The organism is Edwardsiella ictaluri ATCC 33202, assembly GCF_000264785.1.
Taxonomy (GTDB): domain Bacteria; phylum Pseudomonadota; class Gammaproteobacteria; order Enterobacterales; family Enterobacteriaceae; genus Edwardsiella; species Edwardsiella ictaluri.
This window is the reverse complement of record NZ_AFJI01000077.1, coordinates 78,012-91,786: the sequence shown is the minus strand read 5'-3', so window position 1 is coordinate 91,786 and position 13,775 is coordinate 78,012. Positions and strand designations below refer to the sequence as shown.

Here is a 13,775-nt window from a genome sequence, read left to right as displayed (position 1 = left end):
TGGCATGTTAGATATATCCAGACTCTCCAGTCCGGAGGGCAGCTCCGGCAGACTGGTCAGTGACGTGTGAGAGACGTCAAGACTCTGCAGTCCGGTGGGCAGCGGCGGTAGACTGGTCAGTGGCATGTCAGAGACATCAAGAACTGTGTCATTATGCATGCAGCGACGTAGCCGCAGCACTGTCTGGGCACGGTCTGCTGCTTCTTCTGGCTGCGCAGCCCTTTCCCACGCTGACCAGGCAGCTTTATACTCTTCCTCTGTTTGTGGTCCCGCGGTGGTGGAAGCACCTGATGCCAGAAGTCCTTCATCTCCTTGTGATGCGGGCAGACTGAGGTCATGTGTTATCTCGCCACCGGGATAGACAACGGTATACGTATCGGCATCAATGGTGACTGATAATATTTCCCGTCCGTCTTTATCCCGGATACAGAAGCGGTTCTCTCCATCGCGATCAGTCCGGATATTCTCCCTATATCCCGGAGAGGCGAGCGCCCTGAGCTGCTCAAATCTACCGGCTATCGCCTCCCGCGTGGTTCCGGCTGGCGGGTAGCAAATCTCCCGGAGACAGTTCAGGACTTCAGACTGATGCGTTGAGCAGAAAAACGCTTGAATCTTCTCATGTATGTTTATCTCCAGTGGGGTATTAGCGTTAGAGGTGTGAGTAGTGTTGTTATTGCTGATGGTGGCGGGGAAACATCCGGTTCCGATATAAAGTGGCATAGTGAAATTTTCCCATTAATTCAGTGGATAAATACCGCCTGTCCGAACGAATGGCTTTCCTTAAAGGGGGCAGTTTGGATATTGAAAAGCATTGTACGTGAAGGCTCTTTTTTGACCTTTCGACTTTATGCTGATCTTTGCTGATGAAGCTGAACCGTAGCGGTTTTGTGGGAGAGCGTTAAGTCCGGGAGCTCAGACTGCCCGATCCTTATTCCCGATGGAAGCGTAATCCGTTTTTTCTGCTTATATAGGGGGATGTGAACCGAGTCGTTCCAGCAACCGATGATTGTTCTACCCGTCCACCCATGCCAGTGTGACCTGCTCTGCCACTGAACGGTTTTTTCAGCGCTGTCGGTGTATCACCTCCGCGTTGTACAGACCATTTATGCTTTCTGCCAGTGCGTTATCATAAGAGTCACCAGCACTGCCCGTTGAAGCCAGAAGCTCCGCCTCCTGTAGCCGTTGTGTGTACCTAAGCGATACGTACTGCGAGCCTTTGATGCTATGATCGAGGGTCCCTGATGGCTGGCGGGCCCACAGCACCTGCTCCCGCGCGCCCAGTACGAACGCTGTCTGAAGAGGTGGCATCTGATAAAAAAACCTTAACGTACACCAATTATCTTCTCTTAATGAGACCCTATGTTGAAAACGGCTATGAAATTGATTGACAGTGAAGTTCGGGATGTAATTTCAGGGGAAAACGTCACCATCGTCCAACCTGCCAATATTTATGCCTGTGAACTCAGGGACAACGTGTTTGTCGGCCCCTTCGTTGAGATACAGAAAGGCTGTGTCATTGGCAGTGGAAGCCGGATCCAGTCGCACACCTTTATCTGTGAAAACGTAACACTGGGTGAGAACTGCTTCATTGGCCATAACGTGACGTTCGCCAACGATCTGTTCCGGTCTGGAGCGCCGGACCCGTCACCGGATAACTGGATCACCATCTCCCTGGGGGATTCGGTTACTGTGGGCAGCGGCTCTACCATTCTATCAACATATATATGCAGTGGCTCCGTTATTGGTGCGGGTTCAGTTGTGGTGAGGCCGATTGAGATCAAAGGCATTTATGCAGGAAATCCGGCAAGGCTGATCAGAACATTATGAAAGTAAAAGGGCGATTATCGGCCCTTTTTATCAGCGGTAGATCGGTGAGTACGGCGGGTGAACAGAAAGCGACAGCCGGGGATCGGCTTTTACCGCGGCTCGGTATTCTGCGTCAGTGATATCACCTTTTTTCAGCAACTCTTTGCCCGGCCCTGACAGCATCTGTATTCTGGTGGCCCGGAAATCAGACAGGCTGTCCATCATACCCGGCTCCGGAACTGCGGGAGGCGTGGTCAGACAGGCAGATTTAGCCACACTGCTGATGATGTTCCCGTATCGGGAAAAGTCGTGGGCCGATGCCGGGAGAAGAGCTGCCAGCAGCCCAATCCGGTACGGTTCAGTGTTTATATGCGGGCGGGGCGGGCTGATATAAAAACGAAAAGCCCGCACAAGGCGGGCTTTTCAGGAATCTGGCTCCTCTGACTGGACTCGAACCAGTGACATACGGATTAACAGTCCGCCGTTCTACCGACTGAACTACAGAGGAATCGTAGCAACGGGGCGCATCATAGCGATCCGTTTCCGGCCTGTCAACAGCCGCCGCCCAACGGCGCGTCTAACTGCTGCTTTTATCGCCATTATGTTGTTTTCAGAATGATTCTGGCGTCAGCAGGCCGCTCTGGTACAGCCTCTGTAGCGGATCCTGGCGGTAAAAACGGGCAAAATGGGCATAGACGGCCGGAAAGCGCTCGCTCAACAGTTCCGGGGCGCTGAAAAAGTACTCCGACAGGACGGCAAAGCACTCCGCCGGTTCACTGGCGGCGTAGGCATCCATGCTGGCACCCTCTTTACCCAGCAGGTCGGCCTCTTCCTGAATCGCCTCCATGGCGGCGTGCAGCGCCTGCTCCCAGGCGGCGATCTCCCGCAGCGGGATCGGGGGGATCCCGCTGGCGATCCCGGCATTGCGCATATCCAGTTTATGGGCGGTTTCATGGATGATCAGGTTATAGCCGGAGCAGTCAAAGGAGTCACGGACGTCCAGCCAGTTGAGTACCACCGGCCCCTGGGCGCTGCACTGACCTGCCTGAACGGAGGGGCCGCAGTGCACCAGACCGATGTCGTCCTCCCACTCTTCGTGCAGGACATAGGGTTCGGGATACAGCAGGATTTCGTGAAAGCCATCGAGCCACCCGATACCCAGCTCCAACACCGGCAGGGCAAACAGCAGGGCGATACGCGCCTCCATCAGCGGGGTGACCCGCAGCTCCTGCAGCGGGATCAGGCGCTTCTGGCGGATCACCTGCCGCGCCAGGGCGATGAGCCGCTGCTGCTCGTCGTCGCCCAGCGCTGCCAGCAGCGGGATAGCGCAGGCCTCCGGCCAGGGATAGCTGTCCTGCTGGGCAGGGGGCTGCGTGCGCCAGGGCCACTTAATCATGATGGGGTTCCGTTCCTCTTTTTACGGGCTATAGGGGGCCGCTCCAGTGTGCCGGGATAGCCGCCGGTTGCCGGGGCGCGCATGATCTCATGATCTGCTGCCCAGAGGCTGGCGGGCTATCCGTGTTGGGATATTATGCGTGACCTATTGATATTAAAAAGGTTGTTCTGAGAGGATTGTGATATGTATCGCGCTGTGGGGATAAGGCCGCCCCGATGGACGGGGCGGCGTGGCGATCAGTTACGGCAACGTTGCAGAATATCCAACTGTGGATTTGCCGCGCTGGTAGTGACATGCATCATAGAAAGCAGGGTAGGGAAGAGATTGTCATGAGAGAAGCTGCCGTCACGGGCGGCCTCCTGCAGACACTGCAGATTGATGCGATTGGCCTTGGCATAGCCGTCCGACAGCCACAGCGACATCGGGACATGGGTCTGCTCTGCCGGGGCAAACTGATAAGGGGTGCCGTGCAGATACAGCCCTTTCTCACCCAGTGATTCGCCGTGGTCGGAGACATAGTACAATGCTACATTGTACTGTTTATCATAGGTTTTCAGCCGTTCAATAAACTGATTCACCACGTAGTCGGTATACACCAGGGTATTGTCATAGGTGTTGACCAGCTGCTGCTGGGTGCAGTTTTCAATATCGCTGCGCTCACAGTCGGGCATAAAGACACGGAAGCGTGCGGGGTAGCGCCGATAGTAGGTCGGACCGTGGCTGCCGATCAGGTGGAATACCAGCAGCTTGCTTTTACCGTCGTCAGGGATCCGCTGCTGCAGATTATTCAGCATCACCTCATCGTAGCAGGTCTTACCGTTGCACAGCGGATTATCGGCCTTGGTCGGTACCAGCTGGTTTGGCGTACGATCGCATGCGCCTTTGCAGCCTTCGTCGTTATCACGCCAGAAGGTGGTGACACCGGCCCGGTGCAGCACATCGATCACGCTGTCGCTGTTGCGCGCGATGTTGCCATCATAGTGTTCACGGGTCAGGTTGGAGAACATGCAGGGGACCGAAACCGCGGTCGCCGTGCCGCAAGAGGCGACATTGCGGAAGTAGATAAGCCCGGGCTGTTTGGCGCTGTAGGGGTTGGTTTCCCGTGAGTAGCCGCCCAGAGACTGATTTTGGGCCCGGGCGGTTTCGCCCAGGATCACGAACACCAGCGTCGGCTTCCCACCCGCCGGTTCAACCAGCTTCGCGTCTTCCCCCACCTTACGGAACGGCATTGGCGTGGTGAGGTAGCGGCGGTTGATATATTGCCCGGTGCTGTACAGGTAGCTGGCGGGCTGGATCTCCAGGTTCAGGCTGCGGTTGTTACGCCCGACGGAGGCGTAATCCTGGTAGTACAGGCAGGCGACCAGCGCGATAACCAGCAGTGAGATCAACATGGCCAACAGCCGGATCCCCTGCCGCAGCAGGACGTTATGGCCATAGATGATTCGGGTACGCAGCAGCAGCAGGGCAGGCAGCACCCCGGCGAGCAGCACCCAGGCGATAACATAGATATTAAGGTAGGAACCTGCTTCGGCGCTGTTGGTTTCAAAGATGTTTTCGATCATCGAACGGTCAAAAATCACCTGATATTTGTACTGGGCATAGCTGGCCAGCGCGGTGACGACCAGCAGCAGGGCAAAAAAGGGCTTTAGGATCGGACGGAAACTGAACGGCATAAACACGCAGGTCAATGCCGCGAACAGCACCAGCGGGATCGACAGGGCAAAGCCGAGGCGATACTCCCCCAGCGCGTGCAGGATCCGGTAAAAATGCAGCAGAATTGGGATATTGAGTACCAGCGTAAAATAGCCGGCCAATAGCAGCATGACTGTCAGAAAGCTGGCGGAAAGACCTTTATGCGACAAAGCGGACTCCTGGCATCTGGCAATGTCCCCGCGAGGGTAAATTTAAAAATGGCCTAAGGCTAAGCAGAGAAACTTAAAATAGCCTTAAGCCGGTCGCTTTTGCGCGACCGGCCGCCCAGAGAGGCACACCGCTGGGGCGATCGGCCAATAAAACCCGCTTCACGGCGCCTATTCCCGCCATCGCTTCATTTTTACTCTGGCATGCTATGCACTGCGTAATTTTAGGTATTGCAGTCGGGGACGCCGTGTCAGAAGAGAGCGATCTGGAAAAAACCGAAGATCCCACACCCCACCGAATAGAAAAGGCCCGGGAGAAGGGTCAGATCCCGCGTTCACGTGAGCTGACCTCGATACTGATGCTGGCGGCGGGTCTGGCTATCATGTTGCTGGGTGGTGAGTATCTGGCTCATTCACTGGCGGAAATGATTGCCCAGGGGCTGAATTTTGATCAGCGTTTGCTCAGCAATGATAAACAGATGTTGATCCAGCTGGGCATGCTGCTACAGCAGGCGGTCGCGGCGCTGATGCCGGTGCTGTTCGGCCTGATGTTGGTCGGCTGGTGTGCGCCGATGCTGATCGGCGGTTTTTTGTTCAGCCCCAGCTCCATTAAATGCGATTTGAACCGCTTAAACCCGCTCAGCGGGTTTAAGCGCATGTTCTCCAGCCAGGTGTTGGCCGAGCTGTTGAAAGGGATCCTGAAGGCTGCCCTGGTCGGCTGGGTGTGCGGATGGTTTCTGCTGCACTACTGGTCGCGGATGCTGCGCCTGGTCACCGAACCCACGCTGGATGCGATGGGCGATGCCCTGCATCTGGTGGGAATGTGCGGTCTGCTGGTGGTGCTGGGCCTGCTGCCGATGGTGGGGTTTGACGTGTTTTATCAGGTGTGGAGCAACCTGAGCAAGCTGCGTATGACCAAGCAGGAAATTAAGGATGAGTTCAAGGAGCAAGAGGGGGACCCGCATGTTAAAGGGCGGATCCGCCAGCAGCAGCGCGCTGCGGCGCGTCGCCGCATGATGAGCGATGTCCCCGGGGCCGATGTGATCGTGACCAACCCGACCCACTACGCCGTGGCGCTGCAGTACCAGGAAAACAAGATGAGTGCGCCTAAGGTACTGGCCAAGGGCGCGGGGGAGGTAGCCCAGCGTATTAAGGCGCTGGGGGCGGAGCACCGCATTCCCCAGCTGGAGGCGCCGCCGCTGGCGCGTGCGCTTTACCGTCACAGCGAGATTGGCCAGGCCATTCCCGCCACCCTGTACGCCGCCGTGGCCGAGGTGCTGGCCTGGGTATACCAACTCAAGCGCTGGCGGCGCGAAGGGGGGCAGGCCCCGAAAAAACCCGCAAACTTACCGGTGCCGTCCGCACTGGATTTTGGCGTTACTGACTCCGAAGAAGGAACACCGATAGATGGCTAATCTGGCCGCGCTACTGCGCCTACCCGGCAATATGAAAGACTCTCAATGGCAGGTTTTGGCCGGGCCTATCCTTATTTTGATGATCCTCTCCATGATGGTGCTGCCGCTGCCACCCTTCGTGCTGGATTTACTGTTCACCTTTAACATCGCCCTGTCGATCATGGTGCTGTTGGTGGCCATGTTTACCCAGAAAACGCTGGAGTTTGCGGCTTTCCCGACCATCCTGCTGTTTTCGACGCTGCTGCGCCTGTCGCTTAACGTCGCCTCTACCCGGGTGATCCTGATGAACGGCTATACCGGCGGCGCGGCGGCGGGGCAGGTGATCGAAGCGTTCGGCCACTTTCTGGTGGGCGGCAACTTCGCCATCGGTATCGTCGTATTTATTATCCTGGTGCTGATCAACTTTATGGTTATCACCAAGGGGGCCGGGCGTATTGCCGAGGTTGGCGCGCGCTTTGTGCTGGACGGAATGCCGGGCAAGCAGATGGCCATCGACGCCGATCTCAACGCCGGGCTGATCGGCGAAGAGGAGGCCAAAAAGCGCCGCTCAGAGGTCACCCAAGAGGCCGACTTCTATGGTTCGATGGACGGCGCCAGTAAATTTGTGCGCGGCGATGCCATCGCCGGTCTGATGATCATGGCGCTGAACGTCATCGGCGGCCTGCTGATCGGTGTTATCCAGCACGGCATGGCGGTCAGTCAGGCGGCGGAAACCTACACCCTGCTGACCATCGGTGACGGTCTGGTTGCCCAGATCCCGGCGCTGGTGATCTCTACCGCGGCGGGCGTGATCGTAACCCGCGTCAGCACCGATCAGGACGTGGGCGAGCAGATGGTGACCCAGCTGTTCAATAACCCGCGGGTGCTGATCTTAAGCGGCGCGGTGCTCGGGTTGTTAGGCCTGGTGCCCGGGATGCCGAACCTGGTGTTTCTGCTGTTTACCGCCGCGCTGCTGGGGACCGCCTGGTGGATGAGCAAGCGGGCGGCGAAGGCCGAGGTTCAGCAGGATCAGATGCCGCAGCAGGAGAGTCAGCCGGTGATGGAGGCCAGCTGGGAGGATGTGCAGCTGGAGGATCCGCTGGGTCTTGAGGTGGGCTACCGCCTGATCCCGTTGGTGGATTTCCAGCAAAATGGTGAACTGCTGGGGCGTATCCGCAGTATTCGTAAGAAATTTGCCCAGACCATGGGCTTTCTGCCGCCGGTGGTCCATATCCGCGACAATCTGGAGCTGCAGCCCTCCGGCTATCGTATCCTGCTAAAAGGGATCGAGGCCGGACACGGTGAGGCCCACCCGGGACGCTGGCTGGCGATCAACCCGGGCAGCGCTGCCGGAACCCTGGAGGGACAGGCCACCACCGATCCGGCCTTTGGTTTACCGGCGATCTGGATCGACGGCGCGCAGCGTGAACAGGCGCAGATCCAGGGCTACACCGTGGTCGAGGCCAGCACCGTGGTGGCGACTCACCTGAACCATATCATCAGCCAGTACGCCAGCGATCTGTTTGGTCGTCAGGAGGCACAGCAGCTGATGGACCGGGTTTCCCAGGAGATGCCGAAGCTGACAGAGGACTTTATCCCCGGCGTGGTATCGCTGACGATCCTGCACAAGGTGCTGCAGAACCTGCTGGCCGAAAAGGTCTCGATCCGCGATATGCGTACCATTATTGAAACCCTGGCCGAACACGCACCGGTACAGAAAGATCCTTATGAGCTGACCGCGCTGGTGCGCGTGGCGCTGGGGCGGGCCATCAGCCAGCAGTGGTTCCCGGGCGAGGGTGAGATTCAGGTGATTGGACTGGATACCCCGCTGGAGCGTCTGCTGCTGCAGGCGTTGCAGGGGGGCGGTGGACTGGAGCCGGGGCTGGCGGATCGTCTGTTGGAGCAGGCGCGTCAGGCCCTGCAGCGCCAGGAGTTGCTCGGCGCCCCGCCGGTGCTGCTGGTGAATCATGCCCTGCGGCCGCTGCTGGCGCGCTTCCTGCACCGCTCACTGCCGCAGCTGGTGGTGCTCTCCAATCTGGAGATCAGCGACAACCGCCAGATCCGTATGACCTCAACGATCGGTGGCGTGGAGTCAGGAGCATAATACATGAAGCGATTGCTCTGTCTGGCTATTCTGCTGGCGCCATGGGCAGTACAGGCCAACGGTGGCAGCTGGTCTGCGGACGGTAATGGCCGGATCCTGAGTCAGAAGGGGATGGTCAGTAACCAGCCCCCGCTGGCCCCACCGCCGGGGGAGGTACCTCCGGCGGCCGCGATTGATGACGTGGTGTGGCAGATAACCCTGCTGAGCCCGGCGCCGGACGGACTGAATCTACAGCTGTGCAGCGCACGGCGCTGCATGGCGCTGGATGGTCTGTCCGGCCGTTCTGCCGGATTAAACGGTGAGAGCGCTGCTGTGCCGCTGCGACTGATGCTGTGGATAGCGGGGAAGGGGACAATCTACCCGCCGATCAACGTTGTCAGCCAGCAGGTTATCGTTAATTATCATTAATATTGTTATAAATACGACGCCAATATCAGACGCCCGGCATTCTGTGCCCTGTTCAGGGCACAGCCTGGCATTGGCCAAAAGGGTCTGCGTTAAACACGCAGCCTACGGGCGTTGAGCAGGCCGCTCTGGGTCTGTCCGTCGGGACCATACAGGGTTTGGCCGTGGCGGCTCTTCAGCGTACCCAGCGCCTGTTGATTATGAGATAAATGGCGGCTGAGCAGATTACCGTTGTGCTGATTCATGTCATGCAGTTGACGGGTCAACGTCAGGATCGTTTGCCATAGCGCGGCCTGCTGCGGATCGGCGTAGGGTGGCTGGGCCACATCGTCGCGGCGGCGCTGATCGAGGTGGCGCAGATCGGCCAGCAGATTCTCTTTTTCCAGCGTCACCGCCTGCAGACGCACCGCGTCTACCTGCCCAGCGCACAGCAGCTGCTGCTCCTGGGTCAGGGTGGCGTTGAGGGCCTGCAGGTTTTCAGCCATCTGCTGCAGGTGAATGAGTATGTCTGCCATGGAAATTACTTATCCTTTAAATAGGCGAACGTATCCTGCAACAGGGCGTCGGCGATTTTGCCGGTATCCATCTTCAGTTCGCCGCTGCGGATAGCCTGCTTCAGCGCCTCAACACGGGTGGTGTTGATGTCGCGGCTGTTGGGTTGCATCAGGCGGGCCTGAGCGTCGCTAAGCTTGACCTGAGTGCCGGTAACGTTCTCCTGGCCGGTCGCTATCTTGCGGGTCTGCTGCGCCGCGTCCTGTGGCTCCCGGGCCTGAAGGTGGTTGATGGCACTCAGTGTGGAGGTACGATCTATGCTCATCGTTATGGTCTCTCTGGTTGACCTGTCCACCTGGTGTTGCGGGTGGTTATACGGTCTTTATCTTCTTTAGCTATACCATCGGCAAATTAATCAGTAACTTTAGAAAAATGTACCGATAATTTCGCCAATCGCTGAATCTGGCCGGCGCCCGCGTGGGTACCGCGGACTAGAGAACCAGCGTCAGGGTTCCCGGGCCGCTGGCCTTACCGCTGATCACCTGACCGGAGGCGGTACGCACCTGCACCACATCCGCCAGCGCGGCGTTGTTCATCGCGCGCCCTTCGCTGCTGACGTTGAAGCCATCGCCCTGAGCCAGGATCTGCACCTGCTGTCCGGCGCGGATCACCCAGGTGCGCCGCAGCATGGTGGCCGCGATCGGCTGCCCTGCGCCGATGCTGCGTAGCGTCGTGGCGCCGGACAGCCGCGCAATATCCAGAATTGTACCGGGAGGCAGGCTGTCGAGTCGACCCCGGGTCAGGCGCAGCTGCGCCGCCGTCAGGTTTTGCCCGCGCGGCAGCGCGTGAATAGCGACCGGATAGCTGCCCGTGACCTGTACTTCGGTTTGCAGGTAGCGTTTCTCCTGTGGACATTGTACCAGAACGCTGAGGCGACCCCAGCGTCGGGACGTCGAAAGCTGACTGATCTGCGGCTGCAGGCAGCTGGGCCACTGATCGGGTGCCGACAGAATATTGACCTTAACCTGGTAGTCGCTGCCGGGAAACTGCTGCTGAAAATAGCCTTGCACCGCGTCTTGGAGCGGCGCCGCCTGACAGGCGGGTGCCGCCAGCCACAGCGCAGCGCTAAGGGGGGCCATCAGGCCAAACGTGGATCGCAGCATGGTGTTCTCCCGGTCAATAAACGGGCGTTGACAGGCGTGGCCTGCATCCGCCGAATGCGGCTGTATTCTGTGACGGGACGCCGCACTGGCGCCGCGGACAGTGTCGAGACGCGCCCTAGTTTACCCGTGCAGCGCAAAAGTAAAGGCGATAAATAGCGCGCCATTTACGCCTTATTCCCGCCATCAGCTTTACCGTACCGGTCCTATCCTATGCACTCCAAATTGTCATTGACACAGGGTGGGGGGAGCTTTTCCGCCATCCCAGCTAACCGATAGCGGAGACGGTATGCTCGATAAACTGGATGCCGCGTTTCGTTTCCAACAGGATGCCCTGAACCTGCGTGCGCAGCGTCAGGAAATTCTGGCGGCGAACATCGCCAACGCGGATACCCCCGGCTACCAGGCCCGGGACATTGACTTTGCCTCACAGCTGTCGAGGGTCCTTGAAAATGGGCGTCCTGACGGCAGCGGCATCGCTCTTACACTCACCTCAGCACGCCATATTCCGGCTCAGAATGTGCAGCCACCGTCACTGGATTTGTTGTTCCGGGTGCCGGACCAGCCGTCGCTGGATGGCAACACTGTCAATATGAACCGCGAGCGTACGCAGTTTGCCGATAACAGCCTGCGCTACCAGACCGATCTGACCGTACTGAGCGGCCAGATTAAAAACATGATGGCTGTGCTGCAACAGGGGTAATTCATGGCGCTTCTTTCTATTTTTGATATTTCCGGTTCTGCGCTGACGGCACAGTCCGAGCGGATGAACGTTGCGGCCAGTAACATGGCCAACGCCGACAGTGTGACCGGACCGGATGGCCAGCCCTACCATGCCAAGCAGGTTGTGTTTCAGGTCAACCCGGCGGCAGGGGAAGAGATTGGCGGAGTCCGGGTCTCCCAGATAGTGGAGGATCCGGCCCCGGAGCGTCTGGTATACCAGCCGGGTAATCCATTGGCCGATGCCAAAGGGTATGTCCGGATGCCCAATGTCGACGTGGTCAGTGAAATGGTGAACTCCATTGCCGCCTCCCGGAGCTATCAGGCTAACGTTGAGGTATTAAATACTACCAAGTCATTGATGATGAAGACATTAACCCTTGGACAATAATTACGGGAGGCATGATGGCCATTTCGGTATCGCTTAATGATCCGGTAGATACCAGCTCGCCGGTCAATGCCAACAGTAAGACCGGGCTGGTTGCGGATAACGGAAAGGATCTTCAGAACAGCTTCCTGACTCTGCTGGTGGCGCAGTTGCGTAATCAGGATCCGACCAATCCGTTAAAGAATAATGAGCTGACCACTCAGCTGGCACAAATCAGCACCGTCAGCGGGATTGAGAAGCTGAACACCACCCTGGGCAGCATCTCCGGGCAGATCAACAGCAATCAGTCCATTCAGGCCACCAGCCTGATTGGCCATGGTGTCATGATCCCCGGGAAAACCATTCTGGTCGGTAAAGAAAAGGATGGCGGCCCGGTCAGTACCACGCCCTTTGGCTTTGAGCTGGAAAGCGGGGCACAAAGCGTGGTGGTAACCATCAGCGATCGTACCGGTAAGGTGGTTAAGCAGATAGATACAGGCGGCCACCGTGCCGGTGTCTATAGCTACACCTGGGACGGTACCGGGACGGATGGCCTTGCCGTGCCGGACGGTGCGTATACCTTCAGCGTCAATGCCAGCAATCAGGGGCAACAGATGGTGGCCCAGCCGCTGCATTTTGCCACGGTGAACGGGATCACCAAAAGCGGCAACGGGGCGTTGCTGGAACTGGGACTGTCCGGTACAGCCACACTGGCCGACGTACGCCAGATCTTATAATGGCGGCCGGTATGCCGGCCTTTTCCGCATTCTAGATACAGGATTTTACAATGGGATTTTCTCAGGCAATCAGCGGTATGAATGCCGCTTCCACCCAACTCGATGTGATCGGCAACAACATTGCCAACTCACAGACCGTCGGCTTTAAGTCCGGGTCCGTTACGTTTGCCGACATGTTTGCCGGATCCAAAATCGGCCTGGGGGTGAAGGTCGCCAGCGTTGATCAGGATTTTAAGGATGGTGCCACCACCACCACCAACCGTGCCCTGGATGTGGCCATCAGCGGTCAGGGTTTCTTCCGCATGCAGGCGCCCAACGGCAGTGTTAACTACAGCCGTAACGGCCAGTTTACCAAGGATGCCAAGGGCTTTCTGACCAATGCGCAGGGATTGTACCTGACCGGCTACCCGGCCGCCGGTACCCCGCCGACCATCCAGCAGGGGGCCGATCCGGTACCGCTCCAGATCCCGACCGGGCTGATGCCGGCCAAGGCGAGTACCGAGGGCACCATGGTGCTGAACCTGAACTCGGCGGATAAGGCGATAGACAGCACCAAGCTGAAATTCGACCCGACCAATGTCAACAGCTATAACTATGCCACCTCGATGACCACCTACGATTCGTTGGGCAACGTCCACAATATGAATCTGTATTTTGTCAAGGGGAAACCTGAAGAGAAGGATATTACAACAGGCACCCCTCCAAAAATCGAGAAGGTAATGGCTACACCATGGCACATCTACTCCATCGACAGCGCCGAGTCTCCGGCGCCAAAAACATTTACGTCAATTGGGGCCTTAGAGTTTGACAGCAATGGTGAGCTGTTGAAGGGGACCGCGCCACTGACGCTGAAAATGGTAGCCAGCAATGGTGCCCTGGCACAGGATTTTACCCTGAACTTCACCGGTACCCGTCAGCAGAACACCGGCAAGGATGGCGTCAGCGCCAAGACCCAGAACGGCTACAAGGCCGGTGAGCTGACCGGCTACCAGATCAACGACGATGGCAGTATTACCGGCAGCTACACCAACCAGCAGAAACAGCTGCTGGGGCAGATCGTGATGGCCAACTTCGCCGATCCGGAAGGGCTGACCTCCGAAGGCAACAACGAGTGGAGCGAAAGCGCCAAATCCGGGCAGCCGATTATCGGGACGTCCGGAACCAGTGGCCTGGGCACCCTGACCAGTGGTGCCGTTGAGGCCTCCAACGTTGATCTGAGCAAGCAGCTGGTCGACATGATCGTCGCCCAGCGTAACTACCAGTCCAACGCCCAGACCATCAAGACGCAGGATCAGATCCTGCAGACGCTGGTCAACCTGCGTTAATTGTGGATGA

At 58.0% G+C, this 13,775-nt stretch carries 14 protein-coding genes, 1 tRNA gene and 1 pseudogene; 8 read left to right on the top strand and 8 right to left on the bottom strand.

Going from position 1 to position 13,775, the window contains the following annotated elements:
* Nucleotides 1–963 precede the first annotated feature (963 nt).
* Nucleotides 964–1,299 (bottom strand): annotated as a pseudogene (locus tag EIEH_RS19725) (integrase core domain-containing protein); the annotation flags it as partial.
* Between the two features lie 75 nt (nucleotides 1,300–1,374).
* Between EIEH_RS19725 and EIEH_RS11640 the strand changes: the two are divergent.
* Nucleotides 1,375–1,827, top strand: a complete 453-nt coding sequence (locus tag EIEH_RS11640) for an acyltransferase (protein WP_035609643.1) — start codon at nucleotides 1,375–1,377, stop codon at nucleotides 1,825–1,827.
* Nucleotides 1,828–1,857: 30 nt separating this feature from the next.
* On the opposite strand, the gene EIEH_RS19300 is transcribed toward EIEH_RS11640, so the two are convergent.
* The 4 genes from EIEH_RS19300 to EIEH_RS11625 all read right to left on the bottom strand — a co-directional run bounded on the left by EIEH_RS19300 (nucleotide 1,858) and on the right by EIEH_RS11625 (nucleotide 5,064).
* On the bottom strand, nucleotides 1,858–2,031 hold the full coding sequence (locus tag EIEH_RS19300) for a hypothetical protein (RefSeq protein WP_015870692.1): 174 nt from the start codon (nucleotides 2,029–2,031) through the stop codon (nucleotides 1,858–1,860).
* Between the two features lie 207 nt (nucleotides 2,032–2,238).
* A tRNA-Asn gene (locus EIEH_RS11635) sits at nucleotides 2,239–2,314 on the bottom strand.
* Between the two features lie 102 nt (nucleotides 2,315–2,416).
* Entirely contained in the window at nucleotides 2,417–3,202 is a 786-nt protein-coding gene (gene mtfA / locus EIEH_RS11630; protein WP_015870693.1) for a DgsA anti-repressor MtfA, read from the bottom strand.
* Nucleotides 3,203–3,438: 236 nt separating this feature from the next.
* On the bottom strand, nucleotides 3,439–5,064 hold the full coding sequence (locus EIEH_RS11625; RefSeq protein ID WP_015870694.1) for a phosphoethanolamine transferase: 1,626 nt from the start codon (nucleotides 5,062–5,064) through the stop codon (nucleotides 3,439–3,441).
* 245 nt (nucleotides 5,065–5,309) lie between these two features.
* On the opposite strand from EIEH_RS11625, the gene flhB reads away from it, so the two are divergent.
* Genes flhB through EIEH_RS11610 form a run of 3 tightly spaced genes read left to right on the top strand, consistent with a single transcriptional unit; the run spans nucleotide 5,310 to nucleotide 8,967 of the window.
* A complete protein-coding gene (gene flhB, locus EIEH_RS11620; RefSeq protein WP_015870695.1) occupies nucleotides 5,310–6,476 on the top strand; it encodes a flagellar biosynthesis protein FlhB in 1,167 nt (388 codons plus the stop codon).
* Nucleotides 6,469–8,559: a flagellar biosynthesis protein FlhA gene (gene flhA / locus EIEH_RS11615; RefSeq protein ID WP_015870696.1), complete on the top strand. Its 2,091-nt coding sequence runs from the start codon at nucleotides 6,469–6,471 to the stop codon at nucleotides 8,557–8,559. Before flhB ends, flhA begins: the two co-directional genes overlap by 8 nt.
* A 3-nt stretch (nucleotides 8,560–8,562) precedes the next feature.
* Nucleotides 8,563–8,967 (top strand): flagellar protein FlhE, encoded by a 405-nt coding sequence (locus EIEH_RS11610; RefSeq protein ID WP_015870697.1) that lies wholly within the window; start codon nucleotides 8,563–8,565, stop codon nucleotides 8,965–8,967.
* 89 nt (nucleotides 8,968–9,056) lie between these two features.
* Here the strand turns inward: EIEH_RS11610 and EIEH_RS11605 are convergent, their stop codons facing one another.
* The 3 genes from EIEH_RS11605 to flgA all read right to left on the bottom strand — a co-directional run bounded on the left by EIEH_RS11605 (nucleotide 9,057) and on the right by flgA (nucleotide 10,619).
* Nucleotides 9,057–9,479: a flagella synthesis protein FlgN gene (locus EIEH_RS11605; protein ID WP_015870698.1), complete on the bottom strand. Its 423-nt coding sequence runs from the start codon at nucleotides 9,477–9,479 to the stop codon at nucleotides 9,057–9,059.
* Between the two features lie 5 nt (nucleotides 9,480–9,484).
* Nucleotides 9,485–9,781, bottom strand: coding sequence for a flagellar biosynthesis anti-sigma factor FlgM (gene flgM, locus EIEH_RS11600; RefSeq protein WP_015870699.1), 297 nt, complete (start codon nucleotides 9,779–9,781; stop codon nucleotides 9,485–9,487).
* A 166-nt stretch (nucleotides 9,782–9,947) separates the two neighbouring features.
* Nucleotides 9,948–10,619 (bottom strand): flagellar basal body P-ring formation chaperone FlgA, encoded by a 672-nt coding sequence (gene flgA / locus EIEH_RS11595; RefSeq protein WP_015870700.1) that lies wholly within the window; start codon nucleotides 10,617–10,619, stop codon nucleotides 9,948–9,950.
* A 286-nt stretch (nucleotides 10,620–10,905) separates the two neighbouring features.
* Between flgA and flgB the strand changes: the two genes are divergently transcribed.
* The 4 genes from flgB to flgE are packed head-to-tail and all read left to right on the top strand — an operon-like array spanning nucleotide 10,906 to nucleotide 13,765.
* Entirely contained in the window at nucleotides 10,906–11,319 is a 414-nt protein-coding gene (gene flgB, locus EIEH_RS11590; protein ID WP_015870701.1) for a flagellar basal body rod protein FlgB, read from the top strand.
* Between the two features lie 3 nt (nucleotides 11,320–11,322).
* Nucleotides 11,323–11,727: a flagellar basal body rod protein FlgC gene (gene flgC / locus EIEH_RS11585; RefSeq protein WP_015870702.1), complete on the top strand. Its 405-nt coding sequence runs from the start codon at nucleotides 11,323–11,325 to the stop codon at nucleotides 11,725–11,727.
* Nucleotides 11,728–11,741: 14 nt separating this feature from the next.
* Nucleotides 11,742–12,440, top strand: coding sequence for a flagellar hook assembly protein FlgD (gene flgD / locus EIEH_RS11580; RefSeq protein WP_015870703.1), 699 nt, complete (start codon nucleotides 11,742–11,744; stop codon nucleotides 12,438–12,440).
* Nucleotides 12,441–12,490: 50 nt separating this feature from the next.
* The gene (gene flgE / locus EIEH_RS11575; protein WP_015870704.1) at nucleotides 12,491–13,765 is read left to right on the top strand and encodes a flagellar hook protein FlgE; all 1,275 of its coding nucleotides are present in this window, start codon (nucleotides 12,491–12,493) and stop codon (nucleotides 13,763–13,765) included.
* The last annotated feature ends 10 nt before the right edge of the window (nucleotides 13,766–13,775 follow it).

Excerpts from the sequence above, each read along its gene's own strand:
- EIEH_RS11640 (WP_035609643.1), top strand. The coding sequence starts at position 1,375 with ATGAAATTGATTGACAGTGAAGTTCGGGATGTAATTTCAGGGGAAAAC.
- EIEH_RS19300 (WP_015870692.1), bottom strand. The coding sequence starts at position 2,031 with ATGATGGACAGCCTGTCTGATTTCCGGGCCACCAGAATACAGATGCTG.
- mtfA (WP_015870693.1), bottom strand. The coding sequence starts at position 3,202 with ATGATTAAGTGGCCCTGGCGCACGCAGCCCCCTGCCCAGCAGGACAGC.
- flhA (WP_015870696.1), top strand. The coding sequence starts at position 6,469 with ATGGCTAATCTGGCCGCGCTACTGCGCCTACCCGGCAATATGAAAGAC.
- EIEH_RS11610 (WP_015870697.1), top strand. The coding sequence starts at position 8,563 with ATGAAGCGATTGCTCTGTCTGGCTATTCTGCTGGCGCCATGGGCAGTA.
- EIEH_RS11605 (WP_015870698.1), bottom strand. The coding sequence starts at position 9,479 with ATGGCAGACATACTCATTCACCTGCAGCAGATGGCTGAAAACCTGCAG.
- flgM (WP_015870699.1), bottom strand. The coding sequence starts at position 9,781 with ATGAGCATAGATCGTACCTCCACACTGAGTGCCATCAACCACCTTCAG.
- flgA (WP_015870700.1), bottom strand. The coding sequence starts at position 10,619 with ATGCTGCGATCCACGTTTGGCCTGATGGCCCCCCTTAGCGCTGCGCTG.
- flgB (WP_015870701.1), top strand. The coding sequence starts at position 10,906 with ATGCTCGATAAACTGGATGCCGCGTTTCGTTTCCAACAGGATGCCCTG.
- flgC (WP_015870702.1), top strand. The coding sequence starts at position 11,323 with ATGGCGCTTCTTTCTATTTTTGATATTTCCGGTTCTGCGCTGACGGCA.
- flgD (WP_015870703.1), top strand. The coding sequence starts at position 11,742 with ATGGCCATTTCGGTATCGCTTAATGATCCGGTAGATACCAGCTCGCCG.
- flgE (WP_015870704.1), top strand. The coding sequence starts at position 12,491 with ATGGGATTTTCTCAGGCAATCAGCGGTATGAATGCCGCTTCCACCCAA.